The sequence below is a fragment of the Streptomyces sp. NPDC001381 genome (assembly GCF_042895685.1).
GTDB lineage: Bacteria > Actinomycetota > Actinomycetes > Streptomycetales > Streptomycetaceae > Streptomyces.
Genome location: NZ_JBIAWO010000011.1, coordinates 35,726 through 58,942, shown reverse-complemented (window position 1 = coordinate 58,942; position 23,217 = coordinate 35,726). Strand labels below are relative to the sequence as shown.

The window sequence follows — 23,217 nt, the reverse complement described above, 5'->3', positions numbered from 1 at the left end:
TCACCGTTCGAGGGAGCCGGAGCCGTCAGCCGATCCGCGTCCCCGTCGCCGCCAGCGCCTCCGTCACCGGCTGGAAGAAGGTCTCCCCGCCGGAGGTGCAGTCGCCGCTGCCCCCGGAGGTCAGGCCGACCGCGCTGCTGCCCGAGAAGAGGGAGCCGCCACTGTCACCGGGCTCGGCGCAGACGTCGGTCTGGATCAGACCGTTGACGACGTCGCCGTTGCCGTAGTTCACGGTGGCGTCCAGACCGGTGACCGTGCCGGAGTGGACCTGGGTGGTGGAGCCGCTGCGGGTGACCTTCATGCCCACCGTGGCCTCGGCCGCGCCGGTGATCTGCTGGGCGGACCCGTTGTAGAGGTCGACCTCGCTGGGGTGGGCGACGTCGGCGGTGTACTTGACCAGGCCGTAGTCGTCGCCCGGGAAGCTGGAGGTCTCGTTGGTGCCGATCTCGGTGCCGGAGGAGTCCGACCAGGTGGAGATGGCGTCGGTGCAGTGGCCGGCGGTCAGGAAGTACGGCTCGCCGCCCTTGACCACGTTGAAGCCGAGCGAGCAGCGTCCGCTGCCACCGGTGATCGCGTCGCCGCCGGCGATGAAGGGCTTGAACTCCCCCTTGGCGCGCTGGAGTTCGGCCACCTGCCCGAGTCCGTCGACGACCTTGGTGAGCCTGGCCCACTCGGCGTCGGAGACGGTGCGGTCGGCGGTGACGACGACCTTGTTGGTGCGCGGGTCGGTCACCCAGGCGGTGCCGGGGATGGTCGCGTCCGCCTTCAGCGTCGCACGGGCGCCGGTCAGTTCGGCGAGGGAGTTCTCGACGATTCTCGCCTTGGCGCCGGCCGCCTCGACGGTCTTCGCGGCGGCCGCGTCGAGCACGTTCACCACGAGACTGCGGCTCTTCGCGTCGTAGTAGGTGCCCGCCGCGTCGGCGCCGAGATCCTCCCCGAGCGCCGAGGCGAGTTCTCCGGCCCCGAGGGCCGAGAGGGTGGCGGGCTGCGGGGTCTTCGCAGGTTCACTGGCGTTCGCGGTCTGGAAGGTGACTCCCGCCGCGACGAGCGCGGCGATCCCCGCGCCCGTCATGATCATCCGCCGCCTGGGTATGCGTCGGTGCTGCAACTCACGTCCTCCTGTGGGGGGTCGGCCCGCGACGGTGATGGGGACCGCGGCGGGCCGGAAGGCTGGTTGACGGGCGCCCACTCTTCCGAATCGCACAGAGAGCACACAAGGTCGACTTCGGGACGCGCACAGAGTGAACACCGCGCGCCCTCCGCGCCTTCACCACTTCCGCACCCCGCCGGGCCGGGCGGGCGTTCTCATGTCACCCAGGGACGACCCCCGTTCCCAGGAGACCCGTCTCGCGCACATCGGGCGGTGCTCACCGGAACGCGGCTCCGGGCGGCGCCTCGGTCAGCGCCGGACGAACCGGTTCGGCGGACAGGGGCGGGCCCCCGCACGACGATTCCCGTGCGGGGGCCCGGTGTACGCGGACGGGCGCTAGAAGACGCTGACGCCGTAGGCGTTCAGGGCCTCCACGACCGGCTGGAAGAAGGTCGTGCCGCCTGAGGTGCAGTTGCCGCTGCCGCCGGAGGTCAGACCGTAGGCGATGCCGCTGGCCGAGTAGAGCGCTCCGCCGGAGTCGCCGCCCTCGGCGCAGACGTTGGTCTGGATCATGCCGTAGACGATGTCGCCGCTGCCGTAGTTGACGGTCGCGTTCAGGGCCGTGACGCGGCCGCTGTGGATGCCGGTGGTCGAGCCGTCACGGTAGACCGTGGTGCCGACGCTGGGCGTGCCCGCGCTGGTGATGTCCGTGTTGCCGGCGGTGCCGGACTTGGTGACCGAGGAGTTGGTGTAGCGGACCAGCGCGTAGTCGTTGGTCGGGAAGCTGTAGCTGACGTTCGTGCCCAGCGTGGTGGTCTGCCCGGAGTTGGAGTACCACGTCGAGGCGACCTCGCCGCAGTGGCCCGCGGTGAGGAAGTAGTAGGTGCTGCCGCTGACGACGTTGAAGCCGAGCGAACAGCGGTAGCCGCCGCCGTAGATGGCGTCGCCGCCGGCGATCAGCTTGTTGAACTTGCCCGGGGTGTGCTTGATCGTCAGAGCGCCGGCGTTGCTGCCCGCCGCCTCCTTGATCTGCGCGATCTCCGCGTCGGACACGGTGCTGTCGACGGTCACGAGAAGGCGGTTGGTCTTGCTGTCGACGGCCCAGGCGGTGCCCGGGACGTCCGCCTGGAGCACCGAGTTGCCGGCGCTCTTCAGCTGGGCGGCGCTGAAGGTGGCGGTGTCGGCCGCGCTCGCGTTGGGGATCGCGACGGCGGCCGCGGCGACGAGGCCGGTGGCGACGGCGATCAGCCGGTTCCGTCTCGAGGTGCCGCGCGTGGGGGTGGTGGGGGTGGTGCGCTTGATCCTCACGTTTCGTTCCCTCCCAGGGGAAGTCGGGGGCCCGTCGAGTGGGGTCGGGGCCCGTGAGGCGCAGCCAGGACCGACGTTCGCCCGGATTCCGGACACGTCGTGCCCCTGACAAGCGCTGAGGGGGAGTATTCGGCCGAACGGCCGGTCGGCGCAAGGGCGCCTTTCGGCCGTCAGATCTTCAACGAACTGCGTGGGTCGGTCCCTCTTGCCGCCCTCTCGTCCCAGCTCAGACCGGGTTGCGCCGCCGTGCCGATCACCGCGCCCGAGGTGTTCCCCGGTACGGGAAGGAGCAGTTGAAGGCGGCGGCGCGCGCACCCGGAGGCGGCGCGGCCCGGAGGGAATCGGCCGTCGGCCGGCCCGCCGGTCCCGGCCACGGTGGGGGCCGCCCCGGCCTCCTCGGCCCACCGGACTCCCGAGTGTCCGGAAGTCGACCGTCCGCAAAGCCCTCCGGCCGGCGTCCCCCAGGGCCCGGCGGCGGGCCGAAGCCGCGAGCTGCGCGGGCCTGCGCCGGCCCACGACGCCCACGCACCTTCCCCCGCGCCGGCTGGTCACACGCTCCCCCATCGACTTCGGTCGAGTGTGGTCCTCTTCCTGTTGAGCCGACCCCCTGCGTGCCCCCGCCTCCTGACCGGGGGGCGTCTTTCGTGTTCTCCCTCCCGCGCCTTCACACGCGCGCCCTCCCCCTCGCCCCACCCTCACCGCTGACGGCGGGCGCGTTCGCGCCCCGCGGCGATCAGCGGACCGCCACCGCCCTCCGCTCGGGACCGGCTCCCGACCCGATCACCCGGTCCAGCAGGGCCGCCAGCACGTCCCGCACGGACCCCCGTTCCCGCGCGTCGCACTCCAGCACGGGAACCTCGGGGTCCAGCCCCAGCGCCCGCCGGACCTCCTCCAGCGCGAACCGCTCGGCCCCGTCGAACCGGTTCACCGCGAGAACGAACGGCACCCCCCGCGCCTCGAAGTAGTCCACGGCCGCGAAGGACTCCTCGATCCGCCGGGTGTCCGCGAGGACGACCGTCCCCAACGCGCCCTCGGCCAGGTCGTCCCACAGGAACGAGAACCGGCCCTGCCCGGGCGTCCCGAACAGATACAGCGCGATGGCCGGATCGAGGGCGATCCGCCCGAAGTCGAGCGCCACGGTCGTCGTCGTCTTGGCCTCCACGCCCTCCAGCGAGTCGACCCCCACCGACACCTGCGTGATCGCCGCCTCGGTGTCGAGCGGCTCGATCTCGGAGACGGCCCCGATGAAGGTCGACTTGCCGACCCCGAGCCCTCCGCTCACCACGATCTTCACGGCGAGCGGCACGATCCTGTCGGAGCACCCTGACATGGTCCCTGCTCCTTTCGGGCATCCGCGTCTCGACAGGAGATACGTTCCAGGGCAGCTCGGCACTCAGCGTGACGCCCCTCACAGAACGCGACACGGACAGGGAAGTGACGCTATGTCAGCAGGAGCAGTCGCAGGCGCAGCACTCACAGCACTCGCACCCGTCGCAGCAACTGCTGCAGCAGTCGCAGCCGCAGCCGTCGCTGCACCAGCCCTCCCGCCTCTTGCGCGACCAGGGCCCCTCGAACTCGTCGGCGCAGCACGCCTTGCAGGTGCAGCACAGCCCGAGCGCGACGGCGCACCCGGCCCAGAAGCCGCGCTTCTCGGGGTGCGGCGGCTCGCCGCCGAAGGGGTTGCCATAGGGGTTGCCGGGCGCGTCCGGGTGCGCCGGGCCCTGCGGGGCGTACGGTCCGGTCGGCGGTCCGAAGGCACCCTCGGGCCCGTGCGCGTGCCCGCACGAGGACGTCCCGAACGCCCGGTCCACCGACCGCTCCAGCTCGTGCGCGAGGAGCAGATGCGCCAGCCTGCCGTCGGTGAAGTCGACGTCCTTCAGCGCGAGCCGTATCCCGTGCAGGGCGTCGTCGGCGAGCCGGCGGGCCTCGGTGAGCGGGGTCCGCGTGGCGGTCAGCGGGTTCCAGGCACCGGCCGCCGCGTCGGCGGCCTGGTCCTCCACGGCGTCCAGCAGATGCGCGAGGCGGCCGAACAGCCGCCCGGCCTCGGCGAGCGGTGCGGCGTTGCCCGGCCGGCCCGCCAGGACGGCGGTGTGCGCGAAGGCGGCGGCGGTGGCGGTCTCGGTCGGCTCGGTGACGGTCAGCAGCGACGTGCCCGGTCCGGCGAGGGTCTCGATCCCGGCCTGCCGGTCCACGGCGTCCACCAGCACCGCCGTGTCGAACCCGACCGCGGCCCCGCCGCGCTCCCCCGCCCGGCCCCAGCTCCGCGCCACCCTGCGCGCGGCGGCGGCGACCGGCCGCCGCGCCAGCAGCCCGTCCCCGTCGACGACATGGTCGCGCACCTTGGCCGAGGCCAGCACGAGCGAGACGGCCGCCGCGAGCCGCGCGCCCTCGCCCTGGGCGACGGAGGCGGTGCGCATCCCGCGCAACGGGCACGGTCCCGCCGTACGCCGCCGTCCGGTGGCGGACTCGGCCTGAGCCTCCGTCAGAACCGAGACGAGCAGGCCGTCGTAGTTGGTGACGACCCGGGCGAACTGCCCGTGGTCCCCGCGCAGCGCGAGGCACAGGCCGCACAGGTGCGCCATCCACTGGGTCTTGAGCCGCTCACCGAGCCGATGACTGCACGGTCTGACGATTCCGAACATGACAACCCCCGTAGTCGGCAGTCCGAGTTCCCTGATCCTCAGGACATTGAGCTGCCGCATGCTATCGGCCGATAATCGCCGTTGAACGATCCGGTCTGTTCACCCGTACGCACCGTGCATCACCCGTACGCCGCGAACAGTCATATTTCACTCTCAGTCAGCAGCCGTGCACGGCAAGACCCTTGGGAGAGGCGGGCTCTCGACGGATCCACTGTGCACCAGTACCGTCACAAACCCCCCGCGCGGCGTCTATCCACTTGGCGCGACATCCGCATCATGGTCGACCATGGGATGCGGAAAGCATGAAAGACCGCTGTGAGAGGAGGCGTCCATGGGATCGGTGCGCAAGGCGAGTGCCTGGCTTGGCCTCGTCGACGACAACGATGACGAGCGTTACTACGACGACGACTACTCCGAGGGGACCGACTCCGGAGACGCCTGGGTCACCGACCCGCGTGTGAAGGTCGCCACGGACACGGCCGAGGAGAAGGGCCGCCGGATCGGCACCGTCACCCCGGACAGCTTCCGGGACGCGCGGCTGATCGGTGAGCTGTTCCGCGAGGGCGTGCCGGTCATCGTGAACCTCACGGCCATGGAGGCCGGGGACGCCAAGCGCGTCGTCGACTTCGCGGCCGGCCTGATCTTCGGTCTGCGCGGTTCGATCGAGCGGGTCTCCACCCGGGTGTTCCTGCTGACCCCGTCGAACACGGAGATCGTCAACGGCGACCCGGCCGCGCACCGGGCGGACGGCTTCTTCAACCAGAGCTGAGGCAGGGCCGCTCACCGGCCCTGCCTCGGCCCCAGGGGCCGGGTCAGCGGAAGGCGTCGAGCCCGGTGAGCGCCTTGCCCAGCACGAGCTGGTGCATCTCGACGGTGCCCTCGTAGGTGAGCACCGACTCCAGGTTCGTCGCGTGCCGCATGACGGGATACTCGAGCGAGATCCCGTTGGCCCCGAGGATCGTCCGCGCCGTGCGGCAGATCTCGATGGCCTCTCGTACGTTGTTGAGCTTGCCGAAGCTGACCTGCTCGGGACGCAGGCGGCCGGCGTCCATGCGCCGCCCCAGATGGTGGGCGAGCAGAATCCCCTTGTGCAGCTCGACCGCCATGTCGGCGAGCTTGGCCTGGGTCAGCTGGAACCCCCCGATGGGCCGCCCGAACTGCTCCCGCGTCCGCGCGTAGCCGACGGCGGCCTCGAAACAGGTGCGCGCCGCCCCCATCGCCCCCCAGACGATCCCGTACCGGGCGTGCGACAGACAGCTCAGCGGCCCCCGCAGCCCGACGACCTCGGGCAGCACGGCGTCGGCGGGCAGGCGCACCTCGTCCAGCACGAGCTCGCTGGTCACACTGGCCCGCAGCGACCACTTGTGCTTGATCTCGGGCGCGGAGAACCCGGGGCTGTCGGTGGGCACGACGAACCCGCGGATCCCCTCCTCGGTCTGCGCCCAGACGACGGCGACCCCCGCCACGGACCCGTTGGTGATCCACATCTTCCGCCCGGTCAGCACCCAGTCCGAGCCGTCCCGCTTGGCGTACGTCCGCATGCCGGCCGGGTCGGACCCGTGATCGGGCTCGGTGAGTCCGAAGCACCCGATGACCTCACCCGCGGCCATCCGGGGCAGCCACCGCTGCTTCTGCTCCTCGCTGCCGAACCGGTGGACGGCGTACATGGCGAGGGATCCCTGCACGGACACCAGGGACCGGATCCCGGAATCGGCGGCCTCCAGTTCCAGACAGGCCAGTCCGTACTGAACGGCGCTCGCCCCGGCGCAGCCGTAGCCGCTGAGCGACATGCCGAGCGCCCCGATGCCGCCGAGTTCCCGGGCCAGCTCCCGGATGGCGGGCAGCTCCCCCTTCTCGTACCACTCGGCCACGTGCGGCAGCACACGATCGGCGGCCCAGCCGCGCACGGTGTCGCGGATGGCGAGATCCTCGGGGTCGAGCAGTTCGTCGAGACCGAGGGGATCAGCGGGATCGAACGGGGGCAACTTCGAGGACGCGGACATACGGGATCCTCCGGCAGGACTAAAACTAGCGCCGCTAGTTACGATGTCCGCTCGAAGGTACCACCCGAGGTGCCGGGGAGAGCCGCCGGTGGCGGACCGCCGCTCAGCGCACGGTCACCGGCGAGGCATGGGCGGCCGACCCGACCTCGCGCGGCGCGGGCAGCTCCACCGCGGCCGACTCACAGTGCATCACCCTCGGCAGCCTCAGCGCCATCACCGCTCCCAGGAGCAGCAACCCGGCGCTGACCAGCAGCGTGACATGCAGCCCGTGCACGAAGCTGTCCTTCGCGACCCGCCGCAGCGCGGCCCCGGCCGGTCCGCCCAGCTGCCCCGCGACCTCGTAGGCCTCGCCCAGCGAATGTCCCGCGGCCGCCGACGCGGACGCCGGCACCCCGGGCACGGAGGCCAGTCCGGGCGTGTAGGCGGCGTTCATCACGCTTCCCAGCAGGGCGATGCCGATGCCCGCCCCCAGCTGGTAGGAGGTCTCGCCGATCGCCGCGGCGCCCCCCGCCCGCTCCGCCGGAGCCTCGCTCAGCATCGACTCGTAGGCCGCGAACAGGGTCGTCTCCAGGCCGAAGCCGAGCAGCACGAACCCGAACAGCAGGAGCCCGGCGTTGTCCGATCCGCCCATCGCGGTCAGGATCAGCACGGCGAGCGCGGTGAGGACGAACCCCCCGCACACCATCCGCCGCGGCCCGAACCCCCGCAGCAGCCGCGCCCCGGCCAGCCCCGCCGCCATCGCGGCGAAGGTCAGCGGCAGCAGGCGCAGTCCCGTCTCCAGGGGCGAGAGCCCCAGCACCAGCTGCAGATACTGCGCGGCGATCAGTTCCAGCCCGACCAGCGCGAGCATCGCCAGCACGATGCACCCCACCGAGGTGCTGAACGCCGGCCGCGCGAACATCCGCAGGTCCACCAGTGGATGTGCCCGCCGCCGCTGACGCCGCACGAAGAACACGATCAGTGCCGCGCCCAGCAGCAGCGGCACCACGGTGAACGGCCCCGGCTCCCCGCCGCCCAGCCGCTTCACCCCGAGGACGAGACCGAACAGCCCGGCGGCCGCCGTCAGCGCGCCGACCACGTCCCAGGGCCCGTCTCCGGCCCCCCGGGACTCCGGCAGCAGCAGCCGCCCGACCGGCAGGCTGACCAGCATCAGCGGGATGTTGACGAGGAAGACCGAGCCCCACCAGAAGTGTTCGAGGAGGAAGCCGCCGAGCAGCGGCCCGACGGCCGCGCCGACCGCGGCCACGGCACTCCAGATGCCGATCGCGAGCGCCCGTTCCCTCCGGTCGGGGAAGACCTGCCGCAGGATCGACAGGGTGGCGGGCATGATCATCGCGCCGCCGACGCCGAGCAGCGCCCGTGCCAGGATCAGCACCTCGGCGCTTCCGGCGAACGCCGCCAGTGCCGAGGCGACGCCGAACAGCGCGTATCCGAGCAGCAGGATCCGCCGTCGGCCGACCTTGTCGCCGAGTGTGCCGAACAGGATGAGCAGCGAGGCGCAGACCAGTGGATAGGTGTCGACGATCCAGAGCAGCTCGATCGAGCCGGGCCTCAGGTCCTCGGTGACCGCGGGTACCGCGACGTGCAGCACGGTCGCGTCGACGGCGACCAGGAGCAGGCTGACACACAGCACCACGAGCACGACCCAGCGGTTGGCACCGGCCCCGGCCGCCCGACGGCGCAGCCCAGCGGCGGCCGTGGTCGTCCCGGACATGTACGTACCTCCCAGGTGATCCCTCGGTCCGGCGGGCTCGCGGGGTGGGGACTCCCCGCGACTCGGCCGGAGAGGAGCGGTGGTCTCCGGCCCGCGCAAACGAACACGAGTGAATGGCAGCGTACGCGAGTTCGCGCCAGGGCCACGTGGCGGAACTCTCACACCGCACGGCCAACCCGTGTGGCGTACGCCACTCCCCGGGCGTCCGCTTTCCCGGCCCCCGTGCCGCCCGGTCGATAATCGGGCCCGTGACCGATCTTGAAACGCGCGTGGCACCCTGCGGCCCCGCCGGCCTGCGCCGGGCGGCCCCCGCCCTGCTCGGCTACGCGGCCGTACGGGCGCTGGGCCTGCTCGTCCTGGCCCTGTGGAGCGCCGCCCGCGACAAGAGCGCGTACACGCTGCTGACGGCCCGCTGGGACGCCCTCTGGTACACGAGGGTCGCCGAGGGGGGGTACGGCTACGAGGTCCGGCTGCCGAACGGCGACGTCCACTCGAATCTGGCGTTCTTCCCGCTGCTGCCGTGGCTGGAAAGGCTCCTGCACGCGGTGACCCCGCTGTCGTACGCCGGCGCGGGTCTCGCCGTCTCCCTGTCGGCCTCGCTCGCCGCGGCGTGGGGGATCTTCGCGGTCGCCGATCATGTGCACGGCCGTCGGGCCGGCGTGTGCGCGGTGCTGGTGTGGGCGCTGCTGCCCGTCGGGATCGTGCAGTCGATGGCGTACAGCGAGTCACTGTTCACCGCGCTGGCCGCCTGGTCGCTGTACGCGGTGCTGACCGGACGGTGGGTGACCGCGGGTGCGCTCGCGGCGCTGTCGGGTCTGACCCGTCCGGTGGGGCTCGCGGTGGTCGCGGCGGTCTGGGCGGCCGGCCTGGCGTCCTCCCCCGCGATACGGGGTCTCCCCTCGCGGATCCCGTTCGTGCGGAACCGCAGCACGGCGCCCGCACCGGGCGCGCCCGCCGGCGAGCGCGCCCCCCGCACACCTGTGAACGGTCCCCTCCGGCGCGAACGGACACCCGAGGGCGCCCGCCCCGGCGCACGCGCCCTCGGCATGCTGCTCGCCCCGCTGGGCGTCGCCGGGTACGTCCTGTGGGTCGGCCACCACACCGGCAAGGGCCCGCTCGGCTATCTCGACGTCCAGGCGGGCTGGCGCAACGGCTTCGACGGCGGGTACGCCTTCGCCCGCTTCGTCGCCGACAAGTTCACGTCGCTTCCCTCCGTCCCGGCCGGCCTCGGGCTGGTCGTCGGGGTCGCGCTGCTGATCCGGCTGTACGTCGCCTGTGTGCGGCAGCGCCAGCCGCTGGAGCTGCTGGTGTACGGGGGCGCGGTCCTCGCGCTGGCCCTGTGCGCGTCGAGCTACTTCGGCTCGAAGCCGCGGCTGCTGCTGCCCGCCTTCCCGCTGCTGCTCCCCCTCGCCCTGGCGCTGGCCCGGCTGCGGACCTCGCGGGCGGCGCTGATGGCGGGCGGTGTCGCGCTGGCGTCGGCCGTGTACGGGGCGTGGTGGCTGAACGGTTCCGGTCCTCCGTGAGTTCCCGGTGAACTCATTCATAAGTTCCTTAAAACTATCCCCGCCAATGATCAAAGGAATTGAAGGGACCGGTGTTCGAGGATTAGCGAATCCGTAGGAATAAAGCCGCTTCTGAGAGCAATCCCACATCACATCGTCATCACAAACCAGCGGAATCGGCCGAGCGCCGAGCTCACTCGCTGTAACGTCGTTTAGGTGCGTACCGAACGAAACCTCACCCGTCTGGACCGGGTGTTCGCCAGGCTGGACCGTGAGCCGGAACGACCGGCCCACATCGATGTGCCGAGGATGAGCAGGCACAGGATCGCGCTGTTCGCGGCGACCCTGGCCTTCTATCTGGCGATCGTGTGGCTCGTGGTGATCACCTCGTGGCTGGTCCGCCTCGACTGGCAGGTCATGTTCTTCCGGCCGTACCAGCAGTGGCCCGAGATCCACGCGTTCCTGGACTACTACGTCGTCCTGGGCCAGCGCGGCCCGACCGCCGTGATGGTCGCCGCCTGGCTCGGCTGGAGATCCTGGCGCCAGCACACCCTGCGCCCGCTGCTGACGCTGGGCGCCTCGCTGCTGCTGCTGAACATCACCGTCGGCGCCGCCAAGCTCGGCATGGGCCGGCTCGGACCGCATTACGCGACCACCATCGGATCCAACGAGATGGGTCTGGGCGGCGACATATTCCCCAGCGGCCACACCGCCAACGCGGTCGTGACCTGGGGAATCCTGGCGTATCTGGCCTCCACCCCGAGAGCCCGCCGCTGGCTGTCCGCCGTCTCCGCGGTGGTCTCGCTCGGCGTCGGCCTCACCACCGTCTACCTCGGTACGCACTGGCTGAGCGATGTCGTGCTCGGCTGGGCCGCCGGCCTGCTGATCCTGCTGGCCCTGCCCTGGTGCGAACCGCTGATCGCCCGCGCCGAGGTGCGGATCCTCGACCTGCGCGACCGCTGGCGCGACCGCCGTACCGCCCCGGCCCCGGCCCCGGTCTCCGTGCCCGTGCCGTTCACACCGCGCGCGGCCCAGGAGGAGGCCGGAGCGGCCCGCGAGACGGTCGTCGCGGGCCGTCCGCCCCGGGCGCCGGTGTACCTGGCCCCGGGCCCGCACACGGCCCGCTCCGAGCGCACTCCGGTCACCCCGGTCGGCAGCCGCAGACCCCCGCACCCCGAACGTGTCGCCCGCGGTGCGACCGCCTCGGCGGCCCGCCCGCTGACCGGCGGCTGACCCCTCCGACCAGCGGGACCTCCGGTACGCACAGCCCGGTCCCGCACACGAAGGCCCCGGTTCCCGTCCGACGGGAACCGGGGCCTTCGCCGTGTCCTCCCCGGCCGCCGCCGTGGTCGGCTCAGCCCTTCCAGGCCCGCGTCACACGGCCGTCGCGCACCTCGAAGTTCAGGCGTCCGAAGCGGTACTCCATGGTGATGATCGCCCCCGGCGGCAGCGAGCGCACCGTCGGCCATCCCCGTTCCCGGGCGAGCCGCTCGGCCCGCTCGGCGTCCAGGCCGACGTATCCGTCCGGGCTGTCCTGGGGCTCCGCCGGCGGAGTGGGTTGCGGTGTGGGATTCGGTGCCATAGGGCCCACGCTAGGCCGCGGGCCGACGCGGCGGGAACCCCGGAACGGCGAGGTGGATCACTCCGGTCACACTTCTGTCACAGGATCACGACACATGTTTCGGCCGAAGTCCGTCACACGTACGAGCGGTTCCCGAGTACTTACGCACCCCTTCCCGACGCATTCGAACGCAATTCCCGCGAGGCGTCGCGACGGCTCGAATAGCCCGGCGCGGAGTTCCCGGAAAGCGGTTCCTCACACCCGTTCCTCCCCTGATTCCGCACGGTTCCGGAGGGTGACACCTCATAGGAAATACACCGCTTCCCCACACAATCTCCCTGCTCCGCGGCGGCCGGGGAGCGGGGTTCCGGAGGCTCACGGTGTGTACGCGAGTTGTGGCACCTCGAAGCAGTTCCTGGTCATCTCACCCTGCGTCACCCAGCCCTCGCCGTCCTTCCAGCGGGCCACCGACAGACACGTCCGCCGGGTCCGCGGGGGCTCGGGGAGCCGCTCGAAGCGCACGGGGAGGAGCAGTCCGCCGGCGTCGTGGTCCTGGCTGTGGTTCATGAAGTCGTCGACGCACGCGCGCGTGATGCCGCCGGCCGCGCACGACCGGGCCGCCTCCGTGAACCACTGGGCGGCCGCCCAGCCCTCCAGCTGCCACTGGGAGTGGGTGCCGAGGCCCCGGGTGGCGTCCCGGAACTCCCGTACGGCCGGCTGGGAGGTGTCCTCGTGGTTGCGGCTGGATCCGGTGGCCCACAGGGCGTTGCGGCAGGCCGGGGAGTCCTTGTAGTCGTCGGGCACGGTGGACGTCCAGTTCTGCACGTTGGTGACCTTGGCGGTGACCCGGGCCCCGACCGCGTCCATCGCCTCGCACAGCTGCGCGTTGCCGTGCGTGTCGAGGGCGTCGAAGAGGAGGTCGGCACCCTCCGCCTCGAGGTCGGCGGCGGCGGCGCGGAAGTTGGGCAGCGCGAAGTCGACCTGTTCGCTCACCACCCGGTAGCCCTCGGCCTTCAGCCCCCGCTCGACGAGCCGGGCGTAGGCGGCGGACGCGGACTGGTTGTAGGAGACGACCGCGGCCGTGCGGGCGCCGTGCGCGCGCTTGAAGTACCGGTAGACCTCGGTGCCGCCGTACAGCCTGCCGTCCCAGCCGGGGGTGCCGTCGCGGGGCGCGAGGCTGCCGTAGATGCCGTACAGGTGCGGCCAGGTGTCGTAGGCGGCGCCGAGGGGCTGGCCGCCGATGTCGGGCACGCGCGCGCGGGAGACACGGGAGGCGCCCGCGTAGTCGAGGGCGGTGGTGGCGACGAGGGCGACGACCTGGTCCTCGTCGATGAGCTTGTGCACGCACGTGTTGTTGCCGACGCCGCTGCCCCCGTCGTCGCACAGCCGCACCTCGACCCGGCGGCCGTCGATGCCCCCGCGGGCGTTGAGCCGGTCGAAGTACGCCACCGCGCCGTCGCGCGGCCCCGTGAACGCGGCGCCGCCCACCGGGCTGGTGGCGCTGGTGATGACGCCGACCCGGACGGCGGAGGCCCGGGGGGTCCCGGTGGGTCCGAAGTCGCTCTCCGGGAGCCGGCTGCCGCAGGCCGCGCTCAGCAGGAGCAGCAGCGTGACGGCAGCGGTCTCAGCAGCCCGGAACCGCCGACGCGGACCCATCGCCGCTCAGCTCGACCAGCGCGCAGAGTGTGGTGCCGGAGACCTTCCAGGTGCCGTCCTGCAGGACCGCCTTCCCCGAGGCGTTCGGCAGGGCGGTCGTGCCGTCGAGGGTGAGGGTGTAGGTCACGGTCGCCTCGGTCGGGCCGGTGAACTCCACCTTCTCGACCTCGGCCGCCACCTGTCCGCCGCGCCGGTCCCCGCCGAAGGCCTGGAGGACCGGGCCCATCCGCTCGCCGTTCTCCAGCACGGCCTGCTTGTCCTCGGTGGAGGTGGCCGGGTCGAAGAACTTCTGCCAGTTCTGCCGGACCTGCTGCTCGGCCGCAGCCGGATCGGCGGGTGCGGTGGGCGGCGCGCTCGTGGGCGACCGCGAGGCCGACGCGGAGGGCGAGGAGGCACCGCCGCCGCCGTCGTCGCTGCACGCCGCGAGGGCGGGGGCGCACAGGAGGACCAGAGCGGCCGCGAGGGCCGTGCCCCGTCCCGCAGCCCGGCGGCCGCTTCCCTGCCGTGTGTCCCCCCGCGTGACGTCGCTCCCGAGAACCATGTGGCTCACCACCGGGTGTCGTTCCGGGCGTGCGCGCCCGGTGCTTTCAGGGTCAGCTTGCAGAGGGCATAGTGCAAGCCATTGGCCGACATGGACCGTCGCACGACGTGTGGGAGGCCGGAAGATGCGGAGAGGACGACTGCGGACCGTGCGTCCCTTCCCGTGGGCCGGCCTGGCCGCGCTCGCCGTCGGCGCGGTGCTGTGCGTGGCCGGCTGGTACGGCGTCTCCGGCGAGCGCTTCGCCGCACGGCAGCTGCCCTACCTCGCCTCCTGCACGGTCCCGGGCGCCGCGCTGATCGTGGCCGGGTCGGTCCTGCTGACGTACGGGCGGGCGCTCACGGCCACCGCGCGCGTGGAGGAGCTGTACGGCCTTCTGGTGGCCGCCGGACCGGAAGACCAGGAGGGCCCGGCGGAGTCGTCCCCGGTCGCGCCCGTCGCGGTCAGCGGTGAGCTGCGGATGGTGCCCGGGGGCACCCTGTGGCACCGCGCGGACTGCCCGCTCGTCGCCGGGAAGCCGGAGGCGGTGCCGGTGGACGGCAGGCTGCTGGCGAGCGGCGACCTCGACCCGTGCCCCATCTGCGAGCCGGACGCGGCGGACTCCTGATGTCGTCCCTGACCTACGACCTCACGCTCGCCGGCCTCTCGGTCGGCAGCGCGGCCGCCCTCACGGGCATCGGCCTGATCGTCACCTACCGGGCGACCGGGGTGCTCAACTTCGCGCACGGGGCGATCGCGATGATCTGCGCGTACGTGCTGCGGCAGTGCGTGGTGGAGTGGGGCTGGCCCCTGTGGCCGGCGGCGGCGGTGACGCTCCTTCTCCTCGCGCCGGCGATCGGGGTGGTGCTGGAGCGGTTCGTCTTCCGGCCGCTCGCGGTGCTGGGCTGCGATCCGGCACAGACCCTGGTGGCGTCGATCGGTGTGTTCGTGCTGCTGGTGGGCGGGGCGGCGCTGGTCTGGGGGCAGGGGGCGCGGGACGACGTGCCGGAGCTGGTGCGGGCGGATCCGTGGGGGCAGCTGGCCGTCGTGCTGGTCCTGGCGGCCGGTGTCGGCGCGGTCCTGCGTCCCGCCCGCGGACCCGGCCGCCCGCGCCGGTGGACGCGCTTCGGGCGGGAGCTGCGGGCGGTGGTCGACGACCGGGAGCTGGCCGTGCTCGGCGGCGTCGACGCCGACCGGGTGGCGGCGGCGGGCTGGGCGTTCGGCGCGTTCACGGCCGGTCTGACGGGCGTCCTGCTGGCGCCGTACGTGCGCCTCGACCCGTACGGCCTGCCGCTCCTCGTGATGGAGGTCGTCTCGGTGGCGGTGGCGGCGCGGATGCGCAGCCTGCCGGTCGCGGTGGCGGTGGCGCTGGGCATCGGGATCGCGCAGAGCCAGCTGACCCGGCTGCACCCGTCGGGCTGGGGCGCGCCGCTGCTCCAGGCGATCGGCGCGAACCTGTTCGTGGTGGCCCTGCTGGTGGCCGCGCTCGTCCTGCCCGGCGTGGGCTCGCGCGACGCGCTGCCGCCTCCGGCGCGGGCACGGGTGCGCACCCCGCCGGGGGCGTGGCCGGTGGCCGCGGTGCTGTTCCTGCTGCCGCTGGGGTTCGCGGGGTCGGACCTGCACACCTCGGTCCAGGTCCCGGCGCTGGGTGTGATCCTGCTGTCCCTGGTGGTGGTCACCGGCCGCGGCGGCCAGATCTCCCTCGGGCAGGCGGCGTACGCGGGTCTGGGCGCCCTGTTCACGGCGCTGCTGGCCGCGGGCCGGTTTCCGGGCCTGCCGCGCCTGCCCGAGCTGGCGGCGCTGGCCGTGGCGGTCCTGCTGGTGGCCCCGCTGGGCCTGCTGACGGGCTGGCCGGCGATCGGCCGTCACGGACTCGCCCTGGCCCTTGCGACCTTCGCGGTCGGCGTCGGCGTCAGCCGCTTCGTCTTCGCCCAGCCGTACGCCACCTCGGGCCTGGCCCTCGGCCGCCCGGCGGGCTTCGACGGGGACCGCGCGTACTACGTCCTCGAGCTGGCCCTGCTCGGCGCGGCCCTGCTGGCGACGCGGGCGCTGCGCCGGGGCCGTACCGGGCGGGCCCTGGCGGCGATGCGCGACCACGAGCCGGGCGCCTCGGCGGCGGGCGTGCGCGTGCCGGCCCTGAAACTCCTGGCCTTCGTCGCGGGGGCCGCGCTGGCCGCGCTCGGCGGCGCGATGCTCGGCATGGGCCTGCGGGCCTTCGACGCCGGCGCGTACGACCCCGTCCGCGGTCTGCTCTGGTTCGCGGCGGTGGTGGTCCTGGGCGCCGACAACGCCCTGGGCGCCCTCGTCGCGGCGGCGCTGCTGGTGGGCCTGGACGCGGGCGCCCGGGGCGGAGTGGCGGCGGTCCTGGTGGGCGTCCTGGCGGCGCTGACGGGCCGCTTCCCCGGCGGCCCGTACGAGGCCCTGCGGGCGGCCGGCGCGCGCGTACGGCCGCGGGCGGAGCTGACACCACTGGGCGCGGGGATACGGCGAAGGCTGCGGGCGGCGGGCCACGCACCCGGGGACCGACGGCCCCCGTCCGGCCCGCAAGACGTCTCCGGCCCCACCCGCACCCCGCCCCCGTCACCCGACGGACCCCGACCGCCGTTGAGGCCGCCCTCTCCGGGGGGCGTCCCCGGGCCCACCGGCACAGCACCCCGCCCGAAGGACGCTCGGCGCCGCCCGTCGGGGGCCGCCCGCACGCCGACCCCACCGGAAGCCCTGCCGCACCACCCACCCAGGACCGCCCACCCGCCGACGCCACCGGAAGCCCTTCCACAGCGCCCGCCCAGGCCCGCCCGTACACCGACCGCGCCGGAGGCCCTTCCGCACCACCCGCCCAAGGCCGCCCCCACGCCGACCCCATCGGATGACACTCCGCCCGCGGCGCGCCGAACGGCCGGCGCGCCGTCCCCGCCGGAGGACACCCCGCCCCGCCCGCCCCGGCCCACCCAGGCGCCGTCATCGGCGCCCCTTCTCTCGGCCCGTCGCCTCGAAGTGCGCTACGGGGGCTTCACCGCTCTCGACGGTGTCGGGCTGGACGTGCCCGCCGGGCGGGTCACCGCCGTGGTGGGGCCCAACGGTGCCGGGAAGAGCACGCTGTTCCACTGTCTCGCCGGCACCCTGCGCCCCGTGCGCGGGCAGGTGCGGTTCGGCGGGCGGGACATCACGCGGCTGCCCGCGCACGCCCGTACCCGGCTCGGTGTCGCGCGGACCTTCCAGCAACTGGCCGTGTTCCCGTCGCTGACCGTGGCGGAGAACGTGCGGGTGGGTGCCGAGCAGGGGCGGACCGCCGGCCCGGAGGCCGTGGAGCGGGCGCTGGCGCTGTTCGGGCTGGACGGGCCGGTCCGCGCGCGGCCCGCCGCGGGGCTGCCCACCGGCACGCTGCGCCGGGTCGAGCTGGCCCGGGCGTTCGCGGGCGCCCCACGGGTGCTGCTGCTGGACGAACCCGCCGCCGGACTCGACACCGCGGAGGTGAGCGCGCTCGCCAGGATCCTGCGAGCCCTGGCCGCCGACGGCACGGCCCTGCTCGTCGTCGAGCACGATCTCGACCTGGTCGCCGGTCTCGCCGACACCGTGCACGTCATGGCGGCGGGCCGGATCGTCGCCTCGGGCCCGCCCGACCGCGTCCTCGACGCCCTGGAGACGACCTCGTGATCTCACTGCGGCACGCGCGCGTGCGCTACGGCCCCCTGGAGGCCCTGCACGGCGTCTCCCTCACCGCCCCCGGGCCGGGCCTCACCGTCCTGCTGGGCCGCAACGGCTCCGGCCGTACGACGGCGCTGCGGGCGCTGGCCGGGGCGGTGCCGCTGGCGGGGGGCGCGGTGGTGTGGGACGGCGCGGACGTGACCCGGATGCCCGCGTTCGAGCGGGCACGGCGCGGACTGTGTCTGGTCCCCGAACGGCGGGCGGTGTTCGGCTCGCTGACGGTACGGGAGAACCTGGAGCTGACCGGGGCGGACCACAGCCTCTACCCGCAGCTGGAGCCGCTGCTCGCGCGCCGCGCAGGCACCCTCTCGGGCGGTGAGCAGCGCATGGTGGCCCTGTGCCGCGCCCTGTCGGCGCACGCGCGCGTGGTCCTCGTCGACGAGCCGGCCCAGGGGATGGCCCCGGCGGTGGCGGCCCGCACCTACGCCCTGCTGTCCTCGCTCGACGCGTGCGTGGTGCTCGCCGAGCAGCGGCTGCCGCCCGCGCTGCGCGGCCGCGGGACGTTCGTGTACGAACTGCGGCGCGGGAGGGTCGTGTTCGGTGGGGAGGCGGCCGAGTGGGCGGGCCGCGCCCGGGACGGCGGCGCGGCCCCACCCGGCGGGTGAACCGGGTGGGGCCGCGGTGTCCCGCGGGGCGTTCGCCTCAGATCGCGAGGCGCTGGCCCGGCATGATCAGGTCGGGGTCGCCGCCGATGACGCCCTTGTTGGCGCTGTAGAGCCGCTGCCAGGTGGTGTTGTGCCCGGCCGCGATGGTGCTGAGCGTGTCACCCACGCGGACGGTGTAGTCGCCGCGGCCGGTGCCACGGGAGGTGTTGGCCGTCGTGCGCTCGGGCGCCCGGGAGGAACCGCTGCTCGACGAACCGGACTTGGCCGCCGGCTTCGTCGACTTGGTCGACTTGGTCGACTTGGTCGACTTGGTCGACTTGCTGGACGCCGACCCGGTGGAGGATCCGGAGTTCGCCGGTGCGCTGCCGGTCGCCCCGGCGCGGCTGGAGCAGACCGGCCACGCGCCCCATCCCTGGGACTTCTGGACCTTGGTGGCGACGGCGATCTGCTGGGCCTTGGTCGCCTTGTCGGCGGTGGACGCGTAGGCGGTGCCGCCGTACGCGCGCCAGGTGCCGGCGGAGAACTGCAGTCCGCCGTAGTAGCCGTTGCCGGTGTTGATGTGCCAGTTGCCTCCGCTCTCGCACTGGGCGATGCGGTCCCACACCCCGCCGTCGGCCGCCGCGGCGTTGCCGGTCGCGGCCAGCAGTCCGAGGGGGGCGAGCAGGGCCGCCCCGGCGAGGACCGCCGTCGTACGCGACGTGCGGGAGTGGTGATCGGCACATTCGGACATGAAGTTCCCTCTCTACGGACCCGGGTCTCCCCCGGGCGGGGCGCTTCCCGCGTGTCGACGCGGGTGTCGCGCTCCGCCCCGTCCACCGGCGGTGTCGCTGCGCGTTGTCTGGCTCTGCGCGGCCGGCGGACGTACCCGAGCGGTGCTCGCTGCACACGGCGGAGCAATCTAGGGAGCCTGACGAGCCGTTATCAACCAAATCCCTGTTGTTGCAGGCCAGTTGACGGTTACCGCAAGTAGCGGCGAATTCCGGCCACCCACTACATACAGGAATTTCGGCATTTGTCGACCGCCGACACGGACATCCTGTGAGTCAGTTCACGGAGCCAACCGCCGTGACCTTCCCGTGACTTGACAAGGAGTGTCCGATTCCATACCCAACGTGACCATCCGTGTTCGGCGATGTGATCGCGTCGGGCGTTCAGCGTGACCCCCACCACAGCTCCCCCGTTGTCATCTCATGAGCCGGGGACCCACCCGGCCCGCCAACGCACCGCTTTCCGAGGGAGTCACCCGTGCCGCGCATGCTCGACGTCAGCGACGAGGTACGCGCCGAGATCGGCGACGAAGAAGCCGACCGGCTGCTCACCGGAGAGAACGCCCCGGGCAGTTACGACTGCACGTCCTGCCGCACCCCGGGCGACTCCGCGCACGAACGCACCAGCACCGTCCTGTTCGTCGGGGACGAGACGGCCGTCCTCGCCTTCGCCCACGCCACCTGCCTGCCCTCGCAGGTCGTCCAGGTCACCGAGGAACAGCTCCAGGGCGCCGTCCGCTCCATCAGCGGCGACACCGCCGACCTGAACACGGAGAAGATCGTCCCCGAGCAGGCCGTGCTCGGCGTGACGAGCGGACTGGTCCTGCTCGCCGGGGAGTTGCACCCCGCGCTGGTCGTCGAGCCCACCGCCCCGATCGTGCGCCCCGGGACCGTCGGCGCCGGGGACGACTTCCTGCCGCTCCTCATCGAGCAGGGCTTCATGCCGCTGTCCGAGCTGTACGAGGTGCCGCCGGTGCAGCACGGCTGGTCCGTGCTGCTGGCGATGGGACAGCTGCACGCCGTCCTGCAGCCGTCGGCGAACGGCGGTCAGCCGGTCGCCTGGTGGCAGGCGCACCAGCCGCTGCAGGTGACGGAGGGGTGGCGGGCCGCCGCCAACAAGCACCAGCAGGTGCTGATGTTCGCGGCGCCGGTGGGGTCGATCGGGCGCCAGCCGCGGGAGGACCTGCTGCGGGACGCGCTGGACAGGGCCGCGGCGAACGGCAAGCTGGTCGGGGCCGCGCTGCCGCTCGCCGGTACCTGAGTCCACCCGCCGAGGGGAACCGCGGCGGGACGGCGGCCGCGGACGGCGCGCGGCCGGTCGAGCCCCCGCGGCGTGGCCGCGTCCTCGCGCGGTCCCGCGCCCCCAAAGGCACGCTGCCCGGCCGCATCTCTTGCAGTGCGCCCTCGTTTGGACATACGTGCACACCTACGACGTTCCCCGCCGCCAGGCCTACCAGGTCCCGTCCGCGCGACCGGCTCAGACCTCCCAGGGCGGCCCATCGGCCACGCCGATCTACGACGCGCTCTACGCCGAGTACGTCAAGACGTTCCGCTCGCTGCCGGGCGACCGCAGCGGTGAGGAGAATCTGGGGTTCACCGCCTTCGGGAACATCCCGCACGGCACGGGCACGTACAACGGGCACCGGCCGGGGTCGTTCAGCCACTCCTACAGTGCCTACAGCGCGGGCGCGCAGACCGCCCGGCAGCAGTCGCAGTGGCAGCGGGTCGGACAGATCGGCCAGGGAGGCCAGACCGTCCGGGCGGAGCAGCAGGCGCCCCCGGCGATGCGGCCCGTCCCTGCGCGCGCGCTGCCGCCCGGCCCCCGGCGGGAGTTCTGACCCCGCCGGCCGTACGTGACACCGCTGGAGGGCGGCCCCCCGGGTCATCGGGGGACCGCCCTCCAGCGGTGTCATCCGTCCGCTACTTCTTCTTGCCGCGCTTCTCGCGCACCCGCACCGAGATGTGGATCGGGGTGCCCTCGAAGCCGAACTCCTCGCGCAGCCGGCGCTCGATGAAGCGCCGGTAGCCCGCCTCGATGAAACCGGAGGCGAACAGGACGAACCGCGGCGGCTTGGTGCCGGCCTGGGTGCCGAAGAGGATGCGTGGCTGCTTGCCGCCCCGGATCGGGTGCGGGTGGGCCGCGACCAGTTCCCCGAGGAAGGCGTTGAGGCGGCCCGTCGGGACGCGGGTCTCCCAGCCGGCGAGGGCGGTCTCGATCGCGGGGACCAGCTTCTCCATGTGCCGGCCGGTGCGCGCCGAGACGTTGACCCGGGGCGCCCAGGCGACCTGGCCGAACTCGGTCTCGATCTCGCGCTCCAGGTAGTAGCGGCGCTCCTCGTCGAGGGTGTCCCACTTGTTGTACGCGATGACCATCGCGCGGCCCGCCTCGACGGCCATGGTGACGATCCGCTGGTCCTGGACGGAGATGGACTCGGAGGCGTCGATCAGGATGACCGCCACCTCGGCCTTCTCCACGGCGGCGGCCGTGCGCAGCGAGGCGTAGTAGTCGGCGCCCTGCTGAAGGTGGACGCGCTTGCGGATGCCGGCCGTGTCGACGAACTTCCAGGTCACGCCGCCGAGTTCGATCAGCTCGTCGACCGGGTCCCGGGTGGTGCCCGCCAGTTCGTTGACGACGACGCGCTCCTCGCCGGCCACCTTGTTCAGCAGCGAGGACTTGCCGACGTTCGGGCGGCCGATGAGGGCGATGCGGCGCGGGCCGCCGACCGCGGTGCCGAAGCTCTGCTCGGGGGCGTCCGGCAGGACCTCCAGGACGGCGTCCAGCATGTCGCCGGTGCCGCGGCCGTGCAGCGCGGAGACGGGGTGCGGCTCGCCGAGGCCCAGGGACCACAGGTAGGCCGCGTCGGCCTCGCCGCTCGGGCCGTCGACCTTGTTGGCGGCGAGCACGACGGGCTTGCCGGCCTTGCGCAGCAGCCGTACGACCGCCTCGTCGGTGTCGGTGGCGCCGACCTTGGCGTCGACGACGAACACGACGGCGTCGGCGGCCTCGATCGCGTACTCGGCCTGCGCGGCCACGGAGGCGTCGATGCCGAGGACGTCCTGCTCCCAGCCGCCGGTGTCGACGACCTTGAAGCGGCGGCCCGCCCACTCGGCCTCGTAGGTGACGCGGTCGCGGGTGACGCCCGGCTTGTCCTCGACGACGGCCTCGCGGCGGCCGATGATCCGGTTGACGAGAGTCGACTTGCCGACGTTCGGGCGGCCGACGACGGCGAGCACGGGCAGCGGCCCGTGACCCGCCTCCTCGATGGCGCCCTCGACGTCCTCGAGGTCGAAGCCCTCCACCGCGGCGAGCTCCATGAACTCCGCGTACTCGGCGTCGCCGAGCGCCCCGTGGTCGTGCTCGAATCCGTCCGAGCCGCCGGGCTGGATGTGGTCGTTCATGAAGTCCGTACCTCGTCGTTCATTCGTGGTGGTCGGTGGATCACCCGGTTCGTCCCGAGTGATCCACTACTCAGTGTCGCCCAGCGCCCGACCGGGCGCCCGGCGTTCAGTCGCCGGTCACCCGGCGGCCGGTGAGCCGTCTCGCGTGGTCCAGGTGCGCGGCCAGCTGCTTCTGGATGCGCTCGGTCGCCTCGTCCAGCGCCTTGCGGGTACGCCGTCCGCTGCCGTCGCCCGCCTCGAACGGGTCGCCGAAGACGACGTCGACGCGGGAGCGCAGCGGGGGCAGCCCCTTCAACAACCGTCCGCTCCTCTCGGAACTTCCCAGGACGGCCACGGGCACGATCGGCGCCCCGCTGCGGACCGCGAAGTAGGCGAGCCCGGCGCGCAGGGAGGCGAAGTCGCCCTCGCCGCGGGTGCCCTCCGGGAAGATGCCGAGGACACCGCCGCTCTCCAGCACGCCCAGCGCGCGTGTGATCGCCGTGCGGTCGGTGGTCTCGCGGTCGACCTTGAGCTGGCCGATACCGGTCAGGAAGGGGTCGAGCGGGCCGACGAACGCCTCCTTCTTGATCAGGAAGTGCGTCGGCCGGGGCGCCACGCCCATGACCATCGGGCCGTCGATGTTGTGGGAGTGGTTGACGGCGAAGATCACCGGACCGCTCGCGGGCACCCGCCAGGCGCCCAGCACGCGCGGCCTCCACAGCCCGTACATCAGGCCGACGCCGATGCGCCGTCCGACCTCGGCGCCCCT

General features: G+C 73.1%; 20 protein-coding genes. 8 read left to right on the top strand and 12 right to left on the bottom strand.

All coding sequences use genetic code 11. The annotated features are described in order from the left end of the window. Positions 1-25: 25 nt before the first annotated feature. The 4 genes from ACFY2L_RS33200 to ACFY2L_RS33185 all read right to left on the bottom strand — a co-directional run bounded on the left by ACFY2L_RS33200 (position 26) and on the right by ACFY2L_RS33185 (position 5,040). Positions 26-1,108, bottom strand: coding sequence for a S1 family peptidase (locus ACFY2L_RS33200; RefSeq protein ID WP_390824205.1), 1,083 nt, complete (start codon positions 1,106-1,108; stop codon positions 26-28). Positions 1,109-1,486: 378 nt separating this feature from the next. Next, positions 1,487-2,398, bottom strand: a complete 912-nt coding sequence (locus tag ACFY2L_RS33195) for a S1 family peptidase (RefSeq protein ID WP_390660673.1) — start codon at positions 2,396-2,398, stop codon at positions 1,487-1,489. A 733-nt stretch (positions 2,399-3,131) separates the two neighbouring features. Then, positions 3,132-3,728 carry an ATP/GTP-binding protein gene (locus ACFY2L_RS33190; RefSeq protein WP_390660672.1) on the bottom strand — a complete coding sequence of 199 codons (597 nt, stop codon included), beginning with the start codon at positions 3,726-3,728 and terminating at the stop codon, positions 3,132-3,134. Positions 3,729-3,843: 115 nt separating this feature from the next. Next, positions 3,844-5,040 (bottom strand): DUF5685 family protein, encoded by a 1,197-nt coding sequence (locus ACFY2L_RS33185; RefSeq protein ID WP_390824204.1) that lies wholly within the window; start codon positions 5,038-5,040, stop codon positions 3,844-3,846. 331 nt (positions 5,041-5,371) lie between these two features. Between ACFY2L_RS33185 and ACFY2L_RS33180 the strand changes: the two genes are divergently transcribed. Next, positions 5,372-5,809, top strand: coding sequence for a cell division protein SepF (locus ACFY2L_RS33180; protein ID WP_390660670.1), 438 nt, complete (start codon positions 5,372-5,374; stop codon positions 5,807-5,809). 43 nt (positions 5,810-5,852) lie between these two features. On the opposite strand, the gene ACFY2L_RS33175 is transcribed toward ACFY2L_RS33180, so the two are convergent. Then, positions 5,853-7,043, bottom strand: a complete 1,191-nt coding sequence (locus tag ACFY2L_RS33175; protein ID WP_390660669.1) for an acyl-CoA dehydrogenase family protein — start codon at positions 7,041-7,043, stop codon at positions 5,853-5,855. Positions 7,044-7,146: 103 nt separating this feature from the next. Next, on the bottom strand, positions 7,147-8,757 hold the full coding sequence (locus tag ACFY2L_RS33170; protein WP_390660668.1) for an MFS transporter: 1,611 nt from the start codon (positions 8,755-8,757) through the stop codon (positions 7,147-7,149). 248 nt (positions 8,758-9,005) lie between these two features. Between ACFY2L_RS33170 and ACFY2L_RS33165 the strand changes: the two genes are divergently transcribed. Both ACFY2L_RS33165 and ACFY2L_RS33160 read left to right on the top strand, forming a co-directional pair. Further along, on the top strand, positions 9,006-10,280 hold the full coding sequence (locus ACFY2L_RS33165) for a mannosyltransferase family protein (protein WP_390824203.1): 1,275 nt from the start codon (positions 9,006-9,008) through the stop codon (positions 10,278-10,280). 195 nt (positions 10,281-10,475) lie between these two features. Continuing rightward, on the top strand, positions 10,476-11,492 hold the full coding sequence (locus ACFY2L_RS33160) for a phosphatase PAP2 family protein (protein ID WP_390660666.1): 1,017 nt from the start codon (positions 10,476-10,478) through the stop codon (positions 11,490-11,492). A 121-nt stretch (positions 11,493-11,613) separates the two neighbouring features. Here the strand turns inward: ACFY2L_RS33160 and ACFY2L_RS33155 are convergent, their stop codons facing one another. The 3 genes from ACFY2L_RS33155 to ACFY2L_RS33145 all read right to left on the bottom strand — a co-directional run bounded on the left by ACFY2L_RS33155 (position 11,614) and on the right by ACFY2L_RS33145 (position 14,017). Further along, complete coding sequence (locus ACFY2L_RS33155; RefSeq protein ID WP_390824202.1) at positions 11,614-11,841, bottom strand: I78 family peptidase inhibitor; 228 nt, start codon at positions 11,839-11,841, stop codon at positions 11,614-11,616. A gap of 354 nt (positions 11,842-12,195) precedes the next feature. Further along, positions 12,196-13,476 carry an ABC transporter substrate-binding protein gene (locus ACFY2L_RS33150; protein WP_390824201.1) on the bottom strand — a complete coding sequence of 427 codons (1,281 nt, stop codon included), beginning with the start codon at positions 13,474-13,476 and terminating at the stop codon, positions 12,196-12,198. Further along, entirely contained in the window at positions 13,445-14,017 is a 573-nt protein-coding gene (locus ACFY2L_RS33145; RefSeq protein ID WP_390824200.1) for a hypothetical protein, read from the bottom strand. Before ACFY2L_RS33145 ends, ACFY2L_RS33150 begins: the two co-directional genes overlap by 32 nt. Positions 14,018-14,141: 124 nt before the next feature. Between ACFY2L_RS33145 and ACFY2L_RS33140 the strand changes: the two genes are divergently transcribed. From ACFY2L_RS33140 to ACFY2L_RS33130, 3 genes are read left to right on the top strand one after another with little or no spacing between them, the layout of a single operon-like run. Beyond that, entirely contained in the window at positions 14,142-14,621 is a 480-nt protein-coding gene (locus tag ACFY2L_RS33140; RefSeq protein WP_390824199.1) for a hypothetical protein, read from the top strand. Further along, on the top strand, positions 14,621-17,647 hold the full coding sequence (locus ACFY2L_RS33135) for an ATP-binding cassette domain-containing protein (RefSeq protein WP_390824198.1): 3,027 nt from the start codon (positions 14,621-14,623) through the stop codon (positions 17,645-17,647). The genes ACFY2L_RS33140 and ACFY2L_RS33135 overlap by 1 nt, the downstream gene beginning before the upstream one ends. Continuing rightward, positions 17,644-18,303: an ABC transporter ATP-binding protein gene (locus tag ACFY2L_RS33130; RefSeq protein WP_390824197.1), complete on the top strand. Its 660-nt coding sequence runs from the start codon at positions 17,644-17,646 to the stop codon at positions 18,301-18,303. Before ACFY2L_RS33135 ends, ACFY2L_RS33130 begins: the two co-directional genes overlap by 4 nt. A 37-nt stretch (positions 18,304-18,340) precedes the next feature. Here ACFY2L_RS33130 and ACFY2L_RS33125 read toward each other — a convergent pair whose 3' ends face one another. Beyond that, positions 18,341-19,033: a transglycosylase family protein gene (locus tag ACFY2L_RS33125; RefSeq protein ID WP_390824196.1), complete on the bottom strand. Its 693-nt coding sequence runs from the start codon at positions 19,031-19,033 to the stop codon at positions 18,341-18,343. Positions 19,034-19,548: 515 nt separating this feature from the next. Here ACFY2L_RS33125 and ACFY2L_RS33120 point away from each other — a divergent pair. Next, a complete protein-coding gene (locus ACFY2L_RS33120) occupies positions 19,549-20,331 on the top strand; it encodes a hypothetical protein (RefSeq protein WP_390660658.1) in 783 nt (260 codons plus the stop codon). Positions 20,332-20,488: 157 nt separating this feature from the next. Further along, a complete protein-coding gene (locus ACFY2L_RS33115; RefSeq protein WP_390660657.1) occupies positions 20,489-20,908 on the top strand; it encodes a hypothetical protein in 420 nt (139 codons plus the stop codon). An 82-nt stretch (positions 20,909-20,990) separates the two neighbouring features. Here the strand turns inward: ACFY2L_RS33115 and der are convergent, their stop codons facing one another. Then, positions 20,991-22,469: a ribosome biogenesis GTPase Der gene (der, locus tag ACFY2L_RS33110; RefSeq protein ID WP_390660656.1), complete on the bottom strand. Its 1,479-nt coding sequence runs from the start codon at positions 22,467-22,469 to the stop codon at positions 20,991-20,993. A gap of 106 nt (positions 22,470-22,575) precedes the next feature. Further along, positions 22,576-23,178 (bottom strand): lysophospholipid acyltransferase family protein, encoded by a 603-nt coding sequence (locus tag ACFY2L_RS33105; RefSeq protein WP_390660931.1) that lies wholly within the window; start codon positions 23,176-23,178, stop codon positions 22,576-22,578. Positions 23,179-23,217 lie beyond the last annotated feature (39 nt).

What these genes read in the sequence shown, in the direction of transcription:
- ACFY2L_RS33140 (WP_390824199.1), top strand. Translation starts at nt 14,142, where the DNA reads ATGCGGAGAGGACGACTGCGGACCGTGCGTCCCTTCCCGTGGGCCGGC.
- ACFY2L_RS33170 (WP_390660668.1), bottom strand. Translation starts at nt 8,757, where the DNA reads ATGTCCGGGACGACCACGGCCGCCGCTGGGCTGCGCCGTCGGGCGGCC.
- ACFY2L_RS33185 (WP_390824204.1), bottom strand. Translation starts at nt 5,040, where the DNA reads ATGTTCGGAATCGTCAGACCGTGCAGTCATCGGCTCGGTGAGCGGCTC.
- der (WP_390660656.1), bottom strand. Translation starts at nt 22,469, where the DNA reads ATGAACGACCACATCCAGCCCGGCGGCTCGGACGGATTCGAGCACGAC.
- ACFY2L_RS33125 (WP_390824196.1), bottom strand. Translation starts at nt 19,033, where the DNA reads ATGTCCGAATGTGCCGATCACCACTCCCGCACGTCGCGTACGACGGCG.
- ACFY2L_RS33145 (WP_390824200.1), bottom strand. Translation starts at nt 14,017, where the DNA reads ATGGTTCTCGGGAGCGACGTCACGCGGGGGGACACACGGCAGGGAAGC.
- ACFY2L_RS33180 (WP_390660670.1), top strand. Translation starts at nt 5,372, where the DNA reads ATGGGATCGGTGCGCAAGGCGAGTGCCTGGCTTGGCCTCGTCGACGAC.
- ACFY2L_RS33155 (WP_390824202.1), bottom strand. Translation starts at nt 11,841, where the DNA reads ATGGCACCGAATCCCACACCGCAACCCACTCCGCCGGCGGAGCCCCAG.
- ACFY2L_RS33190 (WP_390660672.1), bottom strand. Translation starts at nt 3,728, where the DNA reads ATGTCAGGGTGCTCCGACAGGATCGTGCCGCTCGCCGTGAAGATCGTG.
- ACFY2L_RS33135 (WP_390824198.1), top strand. Translation starts at nt 14,621, where the DNA reads ATGTCGTCCCTGACCTACGACCTCACGCTCGCCGGCCTCTCGGTCGGC.
- ACFY2L_RS33105 (WP_390660931.1), bottom strand. Translation starts at nt 23,178, where the DNA reads ATGTACGGGCTGTGGAGGCCGCGCGTGCTGGGCGCCTGGCGGGTGCCC.
- ACFY2L_RS33150 (WP_390824201.1), bottom strand. Translation starts at nt 13,476, where the DNA reads ATGGGTCCGCGTCGGCGGTTCCGGGCTGCTGAGACCGCTGCCGTCACG.
- ACFY2L_RS33175 (WP_390660669.1), bottom strand. Translation starts at nt 7,043, where the DNA reads ATGTCCGCGTCCTCGAAGTTGCCCCCGTTCGATCCCGCTGATCCCCTC.